At 61.4% G+C, this 18,032-nt stretch carries 13 protein-coding genes; 7 read left to right on the top strand and 6 right to left on the bottom strand.

From position 1 onward, the window contains the following. Positions 1-22: 22 nt before the first annotated feature. Both LAN64_00765 and LAN64_00760 read right to left on the bottom strand, forming a co-directional pair. Entirely contained in the window at positions 23-460 is a 438-nt protein-coding gene (locus LAN64_00765) for an FKBP-type peptidyl-prolyl cis-trans isomerase (protein ID MBZ5566359.1), read from the bottom strand. A gap of 122 nt (positions 461-582) precedes the next feature. Further along, positions 583-1,722: an MBL fold metallo-hydrolase gene (locus LAN64_00760; GenBank protein ID MBZ5566358.1), complete on the bottom strand. Its 1,140-nt coding sequence runs from the start codon at positions 1,720-1,722 to the stop codon at positions 583-585. Between the two features lie 284 nt (positions 1,723-2,006). On the opposite strand from LAN64_00760, the gene LAN64_00755 reads away from it, so the two are divergent. From LAN64_00755 to LAN64_00740, 4 genes are all read left to right on the top strand, one after another. After that, the gene (locus LAN64_00755; GenBank protein MBZ5566357.1) at positions 2,007-2,768 is read left to right on the top strand and encodes a DUF2071 domain-containing protein; all 762 of its coding nucleotides are present in this window, start codon (positions 2,007-2,009) and stop codon (positions 2,766-2,768) included. Between the two features lie 43 nt (positions 2,769-2,811). Next, on the top strand, positions 2,812-3,582 hold the full coding sequence (locus LAN64_00750; GenBank protein MBZ5566356.1) for a class I SAM-dependent methyltransferase: 771 nt from the start codon (positions 2,812-2,814) through the stop codon (positions 3,580-3,582). Continuing rightward, positions 3,573-4,175, top strand: coding sequence for a class I SAM-dependent methyltransferase (locus tag LAN64_00745; GenBank protein ID MBZ5566355.1), 603 nt, complete (start codon positions 3,573-3,575; stop codon positions 4,173-4,175). Before LAN64_00750 ends, LAN64_00745 begins: the two co-directional genes overlap by 10 nt. Before the next feature lie 196 nt (positions 4,176-4,371). After that, on the top strand, positions 4,372-7,497 hold the full coding sequence (locus LAN64_00740; GenBank protein MBZ5566354.1) for a glycoside hydrolase: 3,126 nt from the start codon (positions 4,372-4,374) through the stop codon (positions 7,495-7,497). Here LAN64_00740 and LAN64_00735 read toward each other — a convergent pair whose 3' ends face one another. Both LAN64_00735 and LAN64_00730 read right to left on the bottom strand, forming a co-directional pair. Then, positions 7,498-9,216, bottom strand: coding sequence for a hypothetical protein (locus LAN64_00735; protein MBZ5566353.1), 1,719 nt, complete (start codon positions 9,214-9,216; stop codon positions 7,498-7,500). A 104-nt stretch (positions 9,217-9,320) separates the two neighbouring features. Further along, on the bottom strand, positions 9,321-9,674 hold the full coding sequence (locus LAN64_00730; protein MBZ5566352.1) for a PPOX class F420-dependent oxidoreductase: 354 nt from the start codon (positions 9,672-9,674) through the stop codon (positions 9,321-9,323). 52 nt (positions 9,675-9,726) lie between these two features. Between LAN64_00730 and LAN64_00725 the strand changes: the two genes are divergently transcribed. Further along, a complete protein-coding gene (locus LAN64_00725; protein MBZ5566351.1) occupies positions 9,727-10,470 on the top strand; it encodes a hypothetical protein in 744 nt (247 codons plus the stop codon). Here the strand turns inward: LAN64_00725 and LAN64_00720 are convergent. Then, on the bottom strand, positions 10,461-11,717 hold the full coding sequence (locus tag LAN64_00720) for an ABC transporter permease (GenBank protein MBZ5566350.1): 1,257 nt from the start codon (positions 11,715-11,717) through the stop codon (positions 10,461-10,463). The genes LAN64_00725 and LAN64_00720 overlap by 10 nt on opposite strands. Positions 11,718-11,723: 6 nt before the next feature. After that, positions 11,724-12,989, bottom strand: coding sequence for an ABC transporter permease (locus LAN64_00715; GenBank protein MBZ5566349.1), 1,266 nt, complete (start codon positions 12,987-12,989; stop codon positions 11,724-11,726). Between the two features lie 198 nt (positions 12,990-13,187). On the opposite strand from LAN64_00715, the gene LAN64_00710 reads away from it, so the two are divergent. Beyond that, complete coding sequence (locus LAN64_00710; GenBank protein MBZ5566348.1) at positions 13,188-16,121, top strand: TonB-dependent receptor; 2,934 nt, start codon at positions 13,188-13,190, stop codon at positions 16,119-16,121. Between the two features lie 50 nt (positions 16,122-16,171). Beyond that, a complete protein-coding gene (locus tag LAN64_00705) occupies positions 16,172-17,776 on the top strand; it encodes a peptidase S10 (protein MBZ5566347.1) in 1,605 nt (534 codons plus the stop codon). The last annotated feature ends 256 nt before the right edge of the window (positions 17,777-18,032 follow it).

The following is an 18,032-nucleotide window of genomic DNA, read 5'->3' as shown; positions in this document are numbered from 1 at the left end:
TGGGCTTCAGCGATCTGGTTCGCTACTTGCTAATTCCGAGAAGCTCCACATCGAAGATGAGCGTCGCGTTCGGTGGGATGACCCCACCGGCGCCGCGGCTCCCGTAGCCCAGTTCAGGCGGAATGCGCAATTGGCGCTTGCCGCCGACCTTCATGCCGGCCACGCCCTCGTCCCATCCCCTGATTACCTGGTGGGCGTCAATGGTGAACCCAAATGGCTCGTTGCGATCCACCGAGCTATCGAACTTCTTTCCATTCGTCAGCCAGCCGGTGTAGTGGACTTTGACCTTATCGCCCTTCTTGGCGACTGCGCCGCTGCCTTCCTTGATATCCCAATACTCCAGGCCGTCGGGCAGCTTGGTCGGTTTGCCGGTAACCTTGGTGGGCCCGCCGGAATTCTGCGCGGGCGCGGAGGCCAGCAGGAAGGCCAGTGAGAGTGTCGCGATGGCGAGCTTCAGCATGAGGCTTGTTCTCCTGTACGACAATCCACCAAGCTACCACCGGCGCAGGAATTTCGCCAAACGTGGAAGGATTGGGGTAGTGGGCCGATTTCCGGATCGGGCGTGACTCGGCCAAGTAACGGCTACTTGACCTGCCACTCCGCGTACAGCTTGGTAATCGCCGGCCCGATGGTGAATCCCCACGCAAAGACCGGAAAATTCTTGAATTTTTCGGGTACGACATATCGGTGCTGCGCTTCCTCCGCCGGAACTCCCGCGTGGTACATCTTCTCCGCCTGTCCTGCAATGTCATCGAACACTTCGCGGATTTGCGCGATCCCTTCCTGTCCGCAGATCTGTCCGTGTCCCGGCACAAACAGCGTGTCCTTATCGAGCGCGGCAAATTTCTTCAATGTTTCGCGCCAGCCTGAAATCGTCGCTTTCTCGTCAAAGCAGACCGGATACCACCCGCTGAACAGCAAATCGCCGGTGTACACCACATTCTGTTCCGGCACGTTCACAATAATGTCCGTTCCGGAGTGCCCGGCGTGGGATTCCAGCACTGCGGAGACCCCGCCGAGATCGATGGTCATCGGCAGCTTTACCGGATCGAGCGGGTGATTGGGCAGCGCCAGAACGCTGGCGTTGGCAATCGTGAAGACTCCGGTGATCGCATTCAGGTCGCTCTGCGCGTGCGCTTTGACCGTCTCCGACTTGGCGTCCTGCACCCGCTTCTCAAACGGGCCGAGCACCGCCGCCTTGTCCGCTCCCTGCAGCGGCGAATAATTCTCGACAATCCGCTTCGCCGCCGCCGCATGCGCCCAGAGCGGTATTCCGTTCGCTCCATAAAACGAATTTCCCATCGAATGGTCGAAATGATAGTGCGTGTCCAGCGCGGCCTTTACCGGCACCGGGCTCGCCAAACGCAAAGCATCCATTTGAAACGACGCGCCCACCGGCGTGGCGAATCCCTCAATCATCAGCGCCCCGTCTTTTCCCACCAGGAAGCCGCCGTTGCACAGCGTCGTATTGCCCTTCGAGGGGTCGGAAATCGTTGCGTACAATCCATTCCCCACCTTGCGCACCGACGCAAAATCCTTGGCCACAATCGGCGTTTGGGACACCCGCGAATCGCTCTCCAATACCGCCCCCAGGGCCGGCAAGGGAATCAGCTTGGCCACGGCATAAAGCGCGCCGAAACACGAAGTCTTGGCGAGAAAACTCCGTCGTGAAAACGGCATCGAGCGGCCGGTTCCGCGGCCATCCTGGTTGCAGTCGATCATGGCTCCTCCTGAACTATGCTTCGTACGCGGTTAAGATTATTGCGGGTCGGTCGCAGACTCACAAGATTGCTTGTCCGGCAGCCCGATCGCGACCAGAAGCGATTCAATCCAGCCACCGATGCAGGAATTTCGCCAAGTGTGGAAGGATTAGGGTAGTGGGTCATTTTCCGGGTGGCCCGTGACTCGGGATGAATCTAGCCCCAAGTGCTGCTGTGGAGGGATTCCGAAAGCAAAGTCCAACAGGAATAGCTGCCGTGCAATCATAGTCTCGTGGAATTACATCCATGACTGCGCTTCGGTTTCTAAAAAGGCATCCCCTGCCAATGCAGGCGTATTTCGAGCACGTCTTGGTCCTTACATACGCCTTCCCCGACACGATCTTGCGACCGCTGATGCCGCCAGGCTTGGTTCTGGACACTTACGAAAATTATGGTTTTCTGGCAATAGCCATGGTGCAGACGAGGAACATGCGACCGAGGTTCATGCCAAGGCTAGTCGGCAGAGATTTCTTTTTGACGGGCTACAGAATCTTTACGCGTTACCGAACACGATCAGGAAAGCTACTCCGAGGCTTACGAATTCTACGCAGCGACACAGACAGCAATTTCATGGTACGGTGGGGCAATCGACTCACGCACTACGGATATCGAAAAGCTGATGTGGACTATTGCTGGAACGATCGCCTGCTAGAGATCAAGATTCACACGCCCAGTGGAGAAGCGGACTTGCATGTGCGCGCGCATTTAGCCGACGAACCCGCGCCTCTGCCACAAGACTCCCCGTTCTCGAACCTGCAGGTGGCCCGCAAATTCGCGGGGCCTTTGCCCTTTACCTTCGACTATGAGGAGGAAACCGACTCCATCGTCCGCGTCCAAGGTGTGCGCCAGGCTTGGGACCCAAAGACGATCCGTGTGGAGGTCCTGCAAAATACATTTATCGAAAAGGAACCGTTCGCCAGCGCGCATCCCATTCTGGCCAGTGCTTTCCATCTGGCGAACGTCTCGTACCGGTGGAGACGCGGAGTGCGCGAGGCTGTGACCGCCTAACAAGATGCACGCCGCCAACAACCGACCTAGCAGCTTTAGCGGTGTGTGGCAGATCTTTTTGTACAACTGGCACTTTTACGCCGCAGCGTTGGTTCTTGACTTGATCGCAGTGCTATTCCTGGTGCGATTCTCTCCTCCGGCAGCGATTCGTCTTGCGGTCATGCTAGGTTCCGCCATTGCTTCGTTTTGGGCGGTGTCCTCCTTGCTGGTGTCCCATTACATTTACGATCGCTCACGTTTGTATCAATGGAACTGGTTGGCGGCAGTGGTGAAGCGAAATCCGGTCAGCTGGGCTAATATCCATGCCGGCCTGGATCAGACCAGCGAAGCGCTGATTCGACTGTTCCCGGCCGCGCGGCGCAGAATTCTGGACATCTACGTTTCCTCGGAAATGAGCGAGCCGTCCATTGAACGTGCCCGCCACCACATTGAGACAGCCGCTGCGTCCGAAAAAGCCGATCCGCAGGCTTTGCCCTTAAAAGACCGTGAATGTGACACCGTTTTCCTGATTTTCGTCGCGCACGAATTGCGCAGGCAGGAGGCGAGGCTGGAGTTTTTCCGCGAGGTGGGTCGCGCCCTGAAACCAAGCGGCTGCGTCGTGCTGGTTGAACACCTGCGAGACTGGAAAAACTTTCTGGCGTATGGGCCGGGAGCCCTGCATTTCTTTTCGCGACGGGAGTGGCTCAACGTGGGAAGTCAGGCCGGTTTCAAGGTGGCTTATGAGCTTCGTATCACACCTTTTGTTGGGTGCTTTGTTTTGGCAAAAACCCCAGCAGTTAAACCTGACCCATCCGGAAGTGCATCATGCAGCTGAATGTCATCGAAAAGATGTTGCTCAACAACCCCGCTCGCCGGATGGTGCAAAGGTTCTATGAGGCCCCGCCCCTGCTTCGCATGGCAGGTCGTCTGGACGGTAAGCGAGCACTTGAGATTGGCTGTGGCCAAGGCTTCGGACTGGAAATCATTCTCGGGCGGTTCGGCGCGGCCAAGGTGTCTGGTATCGATCTGGACCCCCAAATGGTCGCGCGTGCGCAAAAGCGTATTTTACTCCATGCGGGTCGCGCCGAAGTCTCTGTCGGAGACGTAACCGCTATTCAGGCACCCGACCAGAGCTTCGATGCTGTGTTCGACTTCGGCGTCATCCACCATGTGCCTGCCTGGGAGGACGCGATTCGCGAGGTCCGGCGAGTGTTGAAGCCCGGCGGCATTTTCGTTTTTGAGGAAGTCTCAAAACAAGCGCTCGACAGATGGGTCTACCGAGCGTTGTTCAAGCATCCTAAGGAAAATCGTTTTACAGCGGAAAATTTCGTCGCTGCACTGCAGCACTATGGAATACCAGTAGGCGGGAAGCTGGTCAGTTTCTTTTTTGGCGACTTCTTTGCCGGAGTAGGCCAGCGGAAAACCTAAGCCATTTGCGAACTCCGGGAAACTCCGGAGACTGCCTTCTGGAAAATTAAGGACCACGGGCAGCAGGATGGCCTCCAGCTTCCGTATCGTCGCCAAACCGGAAATTGACCCACTACCAGCATTAGCGCCCAGGGCGCAAAGATTTCGCGGAAGCGTACAATCGTCGCTTCGCGATAGATCGCACGGGGTGAAAAGAATGGGTCGTTTACGCTGGCTGGTGATGATGTTGTGCGTCGGGGCGCCGCTGGTCGGGCAGCAGTTCAGTCCGTCGCTTTACCAGGAGATGCGCTGGCGCATGATCGGGCCGTTCCGCGCCGGTCGCACCGTGGCGGCGACGGGCATTCCCGGAAAACAGAACGTCTTCTACATGGCGGTCAACAACGGCGGAGCGTGGAAGAGCACCGACTTCGGGCACACCTGGAATCCCATCTTCGACGGCCAGCCGACCGGCTCAATCGGCGCGCTGGCGGTGGCGCCGTCGAATCCCGACATCATTTATATCGGCAGCGGCGAAGGTCTGCATCGGCCCGACCTCGCTACCGGCGACGGAATCTACAAGTCCACCGACGGCGGTAAGACTTGGCAGCACCTCGGCCTGCGCGATGGCCAGCAAATTCCCGTGGTGCTGGTGGATCCGCATGATCCCAATCGCGTCTTTGCTGCCGTGCTCGGACATCCCTACGGCCCCAACCCGGAGCGCGGCGTCTTCCGCTCCACTGACGGCGGCAAAACCTGGCAGAAGATTCTCTACAAGGACGAGAACACGGGCGCCATTGAGCTGGCGTTCGATCCCAAGAATTCGCAGACGCTCTATGCGTGCTTATGGTCGGCGCGCCGTCCGCCGTGGACCACCGGCAATACCTTCGACGGCCCGGGCAGCGGGATGTTCAAGTCTATCGACGGCGGCAACACCTGGCAGCCGCTGACGCAGGGACTGCCAACGTGGGCGGACGGTCTGGGCAGAATCGGCATTGGCATCGCGCCCAGCAATCCCAGCCGCATGTATGCGCTGGTGGACGCCAATCCGGACAAGGGCGGCCTCTATCGCTCCGATAACGCCGGTCAGACCTGGACCCGCGTCAACAATGAAAATCGCCTGTGGGGACGCGGCTCCGACTTCGCCGAGGTCAAGGTGGACCCGCGCAATCCCGATGAAGTGTACGTCGCCAACATCTGTAGCTATCGTTCCATGGATGGCGGCAAGAATTTCACCGCCATCAAGGGCGCGCCGGGTGGGGACGACTATCACCGCATCTGGATCAATCCGGAAAATCCCGACATCATCCTGATGGGCGTGGACCAGGGCGCGACCCTCACCGTGAACGGCGGCGCCACCTGGAGTTCCTGGTACAACCAGCCGACGGCGCAGTTCTATCACGTGATTACCGACAACCAGTTTCCGTACTGGGTCTACGGCGGCCAGCAAGAGAGCGGATCCATCGGCACTGCCAGCCGTAGCGACTACGGCGAGATTACCTTTCGCGACTGGCACACCGTGGGCACCGAGGAGTACGGCTACGTCGCGCCCGATCCGCTGAATCCCAACATCATTTATGGTGGCAAGGTCTCGCGTTACGACCAGACCACCACCCAGGTGCAGGACGTTTCGCCCGTCGTGTTGCGCACCGGGAAATATCGTTTCAACCGCACCGCGCCGCTGATTTTTTCTCCGGTCGATAAGCACGCGCTGTTTCTCGGATCGAACGTGCTGTTCAAAACCACCAACGGCGGGCAGAGCTGGCAGATCGTCAGCCCGGATTTGACCCGCGACCATCCCGGCGTGCCGCCCAACCTGGGCAACTACGCGGCCGGCGAGAAGACCGAACATCGCGGTGTGATCTACAGCATCGGGCCGTCGTTCAAGGACGCAAACCTGATCTGGGTGGGCAGCGACGATGGGCTCATCCACGTCACGCGCGACGGCGGCAAGACCTGGCAGAACGTCACGCCGCCCGAGCTTACGCCGTGGAGCAAGGTGGCGCAGATTGAAGCGGGGCACTTCGACACCAACACCTGTTACGCCGCGGTGAACCGCTTCCGTCTCGACGATCTGCATGCCTACATCTACCGCACCCACGACGGCGGCGAGACCTGGCAGAAGATAACGACCGGATTGCCCGATGACGCTTCTGTCAATGCCGTCCGCGAGGACCCGGAGCGCAAGGGGTTGCTCTTCGCCGGGACGGAAACGAATATCTGGGTCTCCTTCGATGACGGGGACCACTGGCAGTCGCTGCAATTGAACCTGCCCGCCACTTCCATGCGCGACCTTGTCGTCCATGGCGACGACATCGTGGTGGGCACGCACGGCCGCTCGTTCTGGATCCTGGATGACATCACTCCGCTACGGCAGATATCGGCGGAGGTTGCCCAGGCCCAGGCCCATCTTTTCCGGCCGCAGGTGGCGTACCGCGTGCGGCGCAGCACCAACACGGACACGCCGCTGCCTCCGGAAGAACCGGCAGGACAGAATCCGCCCGACGGTGCGGTGATCAACTACACGCTCAAAGCGGAGAGCGGTCCGGTGACGCTGGAGATTTTCAACCCTGCCGGCACACTGGTTCGACGCTACACGAGCACCGACAAACCGGAGGAGATCAATCCCAAAGCGCTGAACATTCCCACCTACTGGGTCAGGCTGCCGCGCGTGCTGCTGACTTCGCCGGGCATGCACCGCTGGGCGTGGAACCTGCATTATCCGCCGCCGGCGGTGCTGCGCCGCCAGTATCCGATTTCGGCGATCGCCCAGGATACCCCGCTTTGGCCGCAGGGGCCGCGCGCCCTGCCGGGCGAGTACACCGTCAAACTGACGGTCGGCGGACAGACATTTTCGCAGCCGCTGACGGTGAAGATGGATCCGCGCGTCACCACTCCAGCCAGCGGCCTGCAACAGCAGTTCGAGATGGAGATGAAGATTGCCGACGCGCTGCAGCAGGACTACGACGCCCTCCAGCAGGTGCGCGCGATGAGGCAGCAGTTGAAGGAGTTGGCGTCGCGTGCGCCATCGCTGCCCGGATCGGTTGCAGCCGACATTGCGGCTCTGGAGAAAAACCTCAGCGCGCTGGAAGGGGCCGCCGGCGGATTCGGACGTCGCGCAAGCAGCGAAAGCTTCGCGGCGCTGAACGACAGCCTGGCGACCGTGTACGAAATGGTGGACAGCGCGGACGCGCCGCCGACATCGCAGGCGGCGACAACGCTTCGCGAGTTGCAACAGGCCCTGGCGACGCTGCTGCTGAAATGGACCGAGGTGAAGACGCGCGATGTGCTGGCGCTGAACCAACAATTGCGAGGCGCGAACCTGGGTGAGATTGGCGTGCCTTGACTACCGCGCCGCCGCATGGATCGGTGCGCGCGGCCACACCTGGACAACGGACCACCCGGAAGGAGACTTCCACAACCGCGGGCCGGGCGGCGCCACGCCTCCTGGCGCAATCACTTTCACGACAAATGCAGCCTCGGGATTCCTCCCATTCGCCAGTGCGGCGGCGGCATCGCGCGCCGGATTGCGTATCACCTTCGGTTCCGAGACGGGCAGGGGCGTATCGGGCGTGCGGCGCCACGTCGCGTAGGGCGCCCAAGCGTCCGCCACGACCACGATGGTGTCGGCGGGCGTGTGTTGTTCGATCCATGCGTAGGCCTGACGGCGCTCCGGGTTTGGCTCGCGCGCGAACATCTCGACCCAGAAGGGAACGTTGGTCAGCGCCACCAGCAGTCCGGCAGCAATCACCACGCCCGTCCTCAGCCGGTAATGCTCGGCGACGCGGAACAGCGCATAGCCCGCAAAAATGCTCAGGAAGTAGACCAGGTCGGTAAGAAAGCGCGAGGGCGTGAACGCCACGTACTCGCTTCCCCAGCGGCGCAGGGAATAAGCCCGGTACAACGGAGCGCCCGCGACATACAGAACAACGAGAACTGATGCCGCCGTGAGCACCAGCCCTGCGCGCTTGCGATCTGCGCCTCGGCAGGCGATCACACCCGCCACTCCGCAGGCTACCAGCACGGTCCCCATTTCCACGATCATCAGCAAGAGCGAATGCGGCTCCGTGAAGCGAAGCACGTCGGTGTTGCGAATCTCGGCGGCGCGCATCGTGTGCGGGACCAGGTATGGCGATGCGGCGGCGGCGCCGACAAACCCGGCAAGCAGGAGCCCGCGACACTTCGCCCGGGAATCATCCGCACGCGCGGCGACCAAGTACACCATGCTCGCAATCAGTACCGCCGCCGTAACCAGGCTTACATGATGATGGGTGAGCAGAATCGCGCTGACCAACAGGGCGGTCAGCGCAGTTGTCCGCCAATTCCATCCGGGCTCGGCAAGGATGCCAATCACTGCCAGCAGGAACATCATTCCGAGTTGGTTCGGCAGCCCGCCCCACGTGTAATAACCAATGCTGCCGGCGAAGGCCCATGTGCCGTAGGCGACGGCGGCGTACAAGCCAACTTCCGAGCGCTGAAAGACCCGCGCCGCCAGCGCGTACACTTGTGCGGTCGAGACCACGCCGAATGCGGGAATCAGGAACTGAAAGACGCGAGGCAGCGGCAGCCCGGTCAATCGCGCGAGCACCGCCACCAGCAGGTGGCTGCCCAGCGGATAATTCAGCGGTACGGATTCGAAGGGCGTCCAGTCGGACACCATGTGGTCGGCGAGAACAAGTTTGCGGATGAGGATGAGATGAAAGCTGGGGTCCCAGCCCGGAGGCGTCTCGCGGAAGAACACCGGCGCAAATCGCGAGATGGCGACCACCGCGAGCAGCAGGCCGAGCCAGAGTCCGGAACCCTCGCGCCGTGTCGGCTTGGCGCTTGTGCTTCTCCATGCCGGCACCACGCAGGCCGCGCAGAAGACAAACCAAACCGGCCAGAACCAGGATAGGCGAAGGTAGGCCAGGTAGAACGTGACCAGCACGGCGAGCGCCAGACCCGCGGTGGCGCCCCAGGTGTACCGTTCGACCGGCGTTTGCTGCTGAAACAGGAAGGGCCACAGACCCACGCCGGGGAAGGCAAGAAGCGCGAGACCGCCCACGAGCACCACGATGTCCAGCATGCAAACGAGTACCCGGGACTGCTATATCACACTTCGCGCTTCGCCTCTTCTCGCGAATGCCAGAGGGTCCCATCCTGGAAAGCAGTTCAGCGCCGGGTGGAAACTCAGGCAAGCGACAGTTCGACGTAAACGTTGTCTTTGCTCCACAGCCACGGAATGCGGGCCAGCCAATATTTTCGACGAATCGACTGGCGCGCGGCGTTTTGATTGGCGGCCACGCGGGCGATGGCGGCAACGTAGGGTCCGAGCGCGCGGCCGCGAATGGTAGACGGCGCAATCTCCACTCGCGGATTGTTGCGAATGCGTTTCATCTTGCCGGCGTCAGGCCGGCTGAAAATGTACAGTTTGTCAGCCTCCTCGGCGAACCACACGGGCGTGTGCACCGGCACGCCGCTTTTGCGGAACGTGACCAGGTCAATGTACTTGCGGCCACGCAAATGCGAGAACGCCTCGGGCATAGGGGTGCAGTTTATCAGGCAGCGCTATGAGGGCTGATTACAATGAAGCGCAGTGAACCGCCAGAGTTTCTCCTATCGCGCGTGGCTGCGGGAGTCGGTAAAGCGGCGCGGTGTGCTGCGGACGACGGCCGCGCTGGCTCAGGGCGCATTCGAGATTGCGCGCGACGCTCTGCCATCGCGGCGGCGAATACGCTTCGGGGACCTGGATTTCGACTGGGACCACCGCGTCGATACCACCTGGTCCAACCTCCCCTTGCGGACGCGCATCCGCGAAGTGTTTGTCGGACGCGCCTACCAGCCCAGCGATCCGCTGACCTTCCACCAAGTCATGGCGCAGCTCCCGATTGATTTCCGCCAGTTCACCTTTGTTGACCTGGGCTCGGGCAAGGGACGCGCGCTGCTGATGGCCTCCGATTATCCCTTCCGGCGAATCATTGGGGTGGAGCTGCTGCCGGAGCTGCATGACATCGCGCAGGAAAACGTGCGCCTATACTCCAGTGACCGACAGCAGTGCCGCCACTTCGAATTACACTGCGCCGATGCCCGTCGCTTTCAACTCCCGCCGGAACCTCTGGTGATTTTTCTTTTTAATCCGTTTCCCGACGACATTCTGGGCGATGTGATGACGGTAATAGAGTGGTCCATGGGGGAAACGCCGCGGCCGGTTTTCGTGGCGTATCAGAACCCGGTGTCGGAGCGGGTGGTAGCGCAGTTTGCAAGTCTTCGCAAGATTGCGGGAACGATTACTTATGCCATCTTCGAGGCTGTGTCCTGCAACACCCAGCTTCACTCGTAGCGCAGCGCTTCCACGGGTTCCATCTGCGCGGCTTTTAGTGCCGGCCAGAAGCCGGAGACCACTCCAACTGCGGACAGGATGAAAAACGATGCCAGCAACACCACTGGTGAGGTGCGCAGAAAAATGTCGCCCTCGTGATTGGCCGTGTGGAACTCCTCGGCATGGAGCGGCATGGCCGGCACGGTGTGCGCGATCACGCCCGCCAGAACCATGCCCAGCGCGCCGCCGATGAAGGTGAGGACCAGCGCTTCCACCAGGAACTGCCCGAGGATATCGAACTTGCGCGCGCCTACCGCTTTGCGCAGGCCGATTTCCCGGGTGCGCTCGGTGACCGACACCAGCATGATGTTCATCACCCCAACCCCGCCCACGCCCAGCGTGAGCGCGCCGATGATGCCAAGAATGATCTGCAGCGCGATGGAGAACTGCTGAATTTGCTGCGCATCTTCCACCGTATCCCAGTCCTGCGTGGCCTTGTCATCTCTGGGATCGAAGTGGTGGCGGCGGGCCAGAACGGCGCGCACGGCTTCCCTCGCCTTGAGGTGCAGGGAAGGATTGAGCGGCGCATACACGATCATCCCGGGATCGCGCACATCCATGACATCGCGATAGGTCTCGAACGGCAAAAAGACGTTTTGATTATCCGGCCCGTTGTTGGACGAATCCTGGATTTTCAGTTGCAGCACCCCGATGATCAGGAAGTCCTGCCCGCGAACGCTGACGTATTGCCCGACAGGATTGATCCCGCCGAAGATCCTCTTGGCCGCCAGCGGGCCGAAGATGACGACACGCCGGTGCTCGATGAAATCCGCTTCTTCGAAATACCGCCCCTCCTCGACGTTGAGCTTGCGAATCGCGCCGTAAGGGAACTGCACCGCCTTGCTGGATATGGTGATGACGCGGTTTTCGTATTTGTACGGGAGGTTGCTGTCGTCCTCGGCGCTGACGCCCTTGAGCAGCGGCACTTCATCGCGAAGCGCCTGGATATCCTCGTACTTGAAATGGATACGGCGTCCGGCGCGCTCGCCGCCCGCCTGCATGCTGGTCTGCCCGCCCCAGGAGAGGATGACGTTGTTGCCGATACCCATGAACGCATTGAACACGCTCTCGCCCACGCCCTGGCCGTATCCGAGCAGCAGCACTACCGTGACCAGGCCCCAGGTGATGCCGAGCATGGTCAACGTGCTGCGCAGGCGGTGGCGCGTCAGCGATTGCCAGCTCTCGACGATAACTTCCTTCAGCCACATGCTGGTTCACTCGTAGCGCAGGCACTCAATCGGCGACAGGGAAGCGGCCCGCCGCGCCGGATACATCCCCGCGGTAATGGTAATCAGCGACAACGTCGCAAGGGACGCCAGGATTGCGCCGGGGACAATGACGGGCGCCGGCATGAAGTCCGGCAGCGCGACACTTTGCAGCGCGGTGCACACACCCAGCCCCAGCGCCAGCCCGATCGCTCCGCTCAGCGCCGTGAGCGTGGCCGACTCGGCGAAGAACTGGCGCTGAATGTCGGCGGCGGTGGCGCCCAGCGCTTTGCGCACGCCGATTTCGCGCGTGCGTTCGGTCACCGACACCAGCATGATGTTCATCACACCGATTCCGCCCAGCGACAGCGTCATCAGCGCCACCGCGCCGAAAAACATCGTCATCACCGCGAAGATTCTCTCCGACAGCTTGGCGCCGTACATCGTGTCCCAGGTGAAGAGCGCGTATTTGTCCTGCGCATCAAAGTGGTGAAGTCGGCCCAGCGTGCGGTACACCTGTGCGATGGCTTCTTCGTGCTGCTCGGGATCCGCGACCTCGAACACCAGGTTGTTGATGTAGCCGCGGTCGATCCATGGGCGCTCCGGGGTGCTGGGCGGCGGATAATCGCGCGCCATGGCGGAGTAGGGAACAAACAATTGCGTGTTATCCGGCCCGGAGCCGTAGCTGCCGTTTTGTTTTTTCCTCTCGAGCACGCCGATGACCCGGTAGGGATAGCCCGCCATCACCAACGTCGCCCCGACCGCCGGCTTGCCACGGAAAAGTTGCTGCCGCGCTTCGTCTCCCAGCACCACCACACGTCGTCCCTGCGCTTCGTCCTCCGCCGTCATCAGCCGTCCTTCGGCTGCGGTGAGAGAGCGGAATCCTTGGTATTCGGGCCAGACGCCGCGCACCGGGCGATTGGCGGCATTGAATGCGCTCACCTCCGCCACCGGCCGGATCATTTCCGGGCTGACCGTCTTGATCAGGTAACACTCTCGCTGGATAGCCCGCGCGTCGTCCACGTGCAGCCGGATCGGGCGCCCGGCGGCGTAGCCTCCCGCGTCCGTGCTGGTGCGTCCGCCCCATACGATCGCCAGGTCCACGCCGATGGTGCGCAAGCGGCGCTTCTGGTCGCGATTGAAGCCGCGCCCCAACCCCACCAGCAACACCACTGAGGTGATGCCCCAGATGATCCCGAACATGGTCAGGAAGCTGCGCATCTTGTGGGCGCGCATCGAACCCAGCGTCTGGCGGGCGATTTCACGGAGATTCACCGAATGCTCCCTGAACGCCGTCTGGCAGCGGCGGCTACCGGTTTAGACGCCACGTTGGCTGAAAAGTAAGCACCTGTGTTCACACTGGGAAATACGGAAACGGGAAGCCTTTGGTTCTTGTTTCCTTGCTCGTCCTGGTACAGATTCGTCAAATTCAAAGTTGCCGTTTATGATCTCTGTTGGCCGGAGGAAAGTCGAATGAAGCGGGCGCTCGTATTGATCTTGGTGATGGTTTTGGGGTTGACGTGCGCGGCTCAAACACCGGACACAGCCACCATTCACGGACAAATTCTGGATCAAACTCGTGCTGCTGTGCCCGGCGTGCTGGTCACAGTCACGAATGCGCTGACAGGTTTGCAGCGCAGCGCAACCACTGGCAACTTGGGCTCGTTCTCCATTGGCGGCCTTCCTGTCGCCGGTGAGTACACGATCACAGCCGTCCGGCAAGGCTTCGCCGACGTGACGTTGAATGAAGTCAGGCTCGTTGGAGGCAGGTCGGCAAACCTGGATATTACTCTCACCGCGGCGGGTGTGCCGTCGGAAGTCACCGTGACCGGGGCCGCCGGTGAGGTGCGTGCCGACCAGCCCCAACTCGGCAATCAGCTTTCGTCGGCCCAGATTCAGGAAACGCCGCTGCTCAATCGCCGAATTACCTACCTGCCCCTGTTGAACGCTGCCAACCGCCCGGCTATCAACCAAGGCGACGTTTTCATGAACGAAAACCTGTTCAACACCAACGGCACCGGGCGGCGCCAGACGCTGTTCGTGATTGACGGCAGCTCCGGGTCGGATGCCTGGGGCCGGCAGACAATCTTCACCAATGTTCCCGAGGACGCCGTGCAGGAGATGACCATCCTGACTAATGCGTTTTCCGCCGAATACGGTTTCACCGCGGGCACAGTGGTGAACATTGTCACCCGCAGCGGAGGCGACCGCTTTCATGGCGACGTACTCGGCATGTGGCGTCCCGCCGACACCGCCGCGAGTCTTTCCGGATTTACCGCCACTTCGTCGAACGCCATCGGCAACGCCCTCGTGACCGATACCCTGCGGCAGGCAGCGGCGGCTTTCTCCGGACCGATCGGCAGCAGCGGTCGCACTCATTTCTATACCGCCGGCGAATACAACTGGCAAAACCGCGGGTCGCCAATCATTTCGCCGCTCGCGCCCGGCATCTTTGTTGGGCACTACCGTGGCTGGCTGGGATTCGCGCGCCTGGATCACCAGATCAACGACAAGCACCTCCTCTTCTTGCGGGGCGACGTGGATAGCTTCCGCGATACCAATCCCAACGGCACTGTGGGCGGCAACAACCTGCCCAGCGTCGATCGCATTTTTCGGCGGCGTACTTATGCCGTGGAAGGTGGCGAGACCGCCGTGCTGAGCCCGTCGTTGCTCAACAACCTGCGCCTGCAGTTTCAACTGGCATCGCCGATCACCGCCTTCGACCCGGTATTGTTCGGCACACAGTTCGCTGTGCCCATCGCCGGCGCGGCAACATTTACGACCGGCACGTCGCAATCCGCCATGCTGTTGAATCGCCAGTATGAGGTTGGCGACACCCTGTCGGCGGTCCGCGGTCGTCACACTCTGAAATTCGGCGCCGACGTTCTCCACGCGCGCAGCGGCGGCAACAGCAAGGAATTTGGTGGGCCGATTTTCCTCGGCTCGTTCACCTACAATCTGTGCAACCAATCAATTGCCACCTGCGAGAGCGCCGCCTACCTGAACAACTTGGCGAACGTGAGGAGCTACACCCAGAGCTACGGCAATGCCAACTACGTGGTCGGCGATACCATGTGGTCGCTGTTCGCGCAGGATGACTTCCGCGCGCTTCCCAACCTGACCCTCAACCTGGGTCTCCGCTATGAGCGTCAGACATTCACCGACGCCGCCAGGAATTTCGCCCCGCGGGTTGGATTTGCCTACAACTGGCGCGGCGACGGCAAAACCGTGATCCGCGGCGGATTTGGCATTTATTACTCGCAGGTTGTGGACAACGCCGCCGCCAACTATGCGCTTGGCGGACCCAACGGCGTTTTCAATTTCACGGCCGGCCCCGGCCAGATCGGTTTCCCGACCAGCGTCTCGGCCGCGCCTCTACCCGCATTTCCCGCCAATGCCGTGCAGCCGGTGCGCGATCTCTACATCCGTCCCGGCCAAAGCGCTTTCTTGGACCAGTTCTTTCCCACCTCCGCTCTTATCGGATATCCCAATCAGTTGTTGAATCCCTACACGGAGCAGTGGACGTTTGGGTTGGAGCGCGAGGTTGCCTCGAACTGGGTGCTGTCGGCGGACTACGTCGGCGCGCACACGCTGAAGATCAATCGTCCGCTCGACGTGAATCCACCTACGTCCTTCGTGCGCACCTTGCCGGGGCAGATCCGCAGTGCGCAGGCCGCCAACTGCACGCGGCCCTTATGGGTGTTGTGGTACGCGCAACACAATCTCGCGTGCAACCCCAACGCGGCTACCAACCCGCAGCCGCCCTACCGCCTCATCCAGACCGATGTGAACAACGGGTTCGCGCACTACAACGCGCTCGATGCCAACCTCAGCCACCGCTTCAGCGAGCGCTTGAGCATGCTGGCCAGCTACACCTGGTCGCATGCCACTGACAACGTCGATCCCGACATCCCGGGCCAGAATCCCAACGATCCGAATCTTACCGGCGCGGCGGAGAAGGGCAACGCCATCTTCGACCAGCGGCACCGCTTCGTTCTGAGTGGTTCGTACCAGGCGCCGCTGAAGATCACTATCGGCGGCGTTTCGACCCTGGCCAGTGGCGTGCCCTTCAATATTGTGACCGGGAGCATCAACAGCGGTGACACCGGCGGGACCACCGACCGTCCCGTGGTCAACGGCGTCGTGCTTTCCCACAATGCCGGACGCGGCAAAGCCATCTACGACGTGTCGCCCTTTGTGGAGCGGCCGTTCGCCCTCGGTGAGCGCGTTCAACTGAAACTGCGCGCCGAAGCGTTCAACGTCCTCAATCACGCCAACTTCGTCGGCTACAACGGGACTTGGGGCAATGGCGCCACTCCCGCGGCCGGTTTCGGACAACCGCTGGTCGGCATTACGGCGCAATTGCCCGCGCGCTCGATGCAGTTTTCCGCCCGGTTGTCGTTCTAAAGGGTGTCGTACAACGCGGTTCGCTTTATCGACTCATGACTGGAGTTGAGATGCGCCACTTCATCGTCCTGGTGCTGATGGTTGTTTGTTCGATTGCGCTGTGCGGCCAGGAGCGCCGCGCGCCTGCCACGGCGGAACACACCACCGAAGGCGAACACCCGCGTGACGCCGAGCCCAAGCCCCCTGTCGCCGACAAGGAAAAAGAACCTCCGGAAGAAAAGCCGGTGGTCACGCATCACCAGATCGCCATCGCAGGCAAGACCCTGCGCTACACCGCCACCGTCGGCATGATGCCGATCAAGAACGAGCAGACCAACAAGGTCGAAGCGCACATGTTCTACGTGGCCTACACGCTGGACAATCCCCCCGTTGGACGCCCCCTGACCTTCGCCTTCAACGGCGGGCCAGGTTCCTCGTCGGTGTGGCTGCACATGGGCGCCATCGGCCCCAAGCGCGTCAAGATGCTCCCCGAGGGCGGCATGCCCGCGCCCCCGTTCCAGGTCGAGGACAATCAGTACACCTGGCTCGACGCCACCGACCTGGTTTTCATCGATCCCGTCGGCACCGGTTACAGCCGCGCGCTGACCCCGGAGCTGGGCAAGAAATTCTGGAGCTTGCAGGGCGACATCGCCTCCGTCGGCGAGTTCATCCGCATGTACTTGACCCGCTCCCAGCGCTGGACCTCGCCGTTGTTTCTCGCCGGCGAAAGCTACGGCACCACGCGCGCCGCGGGCTTGTCCGGCTACCTGATCGATCGCGGCATTCCGCTGAATGGCATCACGCTCATTTCATCGGTGCTGCACTTCGAGACCCTAAGCTTCGCGCGCGGCAACGATTTGCCCTATATCGCCTACCTTCCGACCTACGCCATGACGGCCCAATATCACAAGAAGCTGCCGCCCGATGAGCAGGCGATGGACGGGGCAAAGTTGCTGGCCGAAGTCATGCAGTGGGCCAACACCGGCTACACCGAAGCCTTGCAGAAGGGCGACCGCCTTACCGCGGACGAACGTCGCGCCACCACCGAGCGCCTGGCGCGCTACACCGGGCTGAGCCCCGTCATCATTGACGAGCACGACCTGCGCATCGACCAGCAGACCTTCAGCCGCGAACTGCTGCGCGACCGCAAGCTCCAGGTCGGACGTCTCGACACGCGCTTCCTCGGGCCGGCATCGCCGGGCGGCGTTGGCGGCGACCTCTACGGCTACGATCCCAGCGAAGCCGCCATCCGTCCACCCTTTACCACCGTTCTTAACGAGTACATCCGCTCCGACCTCGGCTACAAGACCGACCTGATCTATTACATCCTCGGCGGCGGCATCGGCGCGCAGTGGGACATGGGCACGGGCGCCCGCGGCGGATTTCCCGAAACCGCCGACGCCCTGCGCCGCGCCTTCGTCAAGAATCCCTATATGCGCGTGCTGGTGGCGGAAGGCTGGTACGACAACGCCACCCCCATCAACGGCATCGAGTACACGCTTGCTCACATGGGCCTGGACGCCGCCATGCGCAACAACATCTCGACCGCGCAGTATCCCGCCGGCCACATGGTGTACATCCAGGTAACCTCGCTGGCGAAGATGAAGAAAGACGTGGTCGAAATGATGCAGCAGGCGCTGAAGGGCGGAGGCAACGATTTGAGCCCGGCGAAATAGATCGGTTGATTTCGTGATCGAGTGATCGGGTGACTTGGTGAGGAGTCCCGGGGGCTGGCCCACCCTTTCCGTCAAGCAAAATTCCGAGGTTGCCCCACCCTTGTCTCGCCCGTTTTTTGGCGAGACAGGGTGGGGAAGTTCATTGGTTCGGAGGGGCACGGCTTCAGCCGTGACGTAAAGCCCCATCGCTTGTGTCATTCCGAGCCGCACCGACTGAGCGTCGCGAGGGAGGCGCAGCGAGGAACCTGCTTTTTGA

The sequence above is a fragment of the Terriglobia bacterium genome, from assembly GCA_020073185.1.
Classification (GTDB): Bacteria; Acidobacteriota; Terriglobia; order Terriglobales; family Acidobacteriaceae; genus JAIQGF01.
This window is presented reverse-complemented; position numbering and strand designations above follow the sequence as displayed.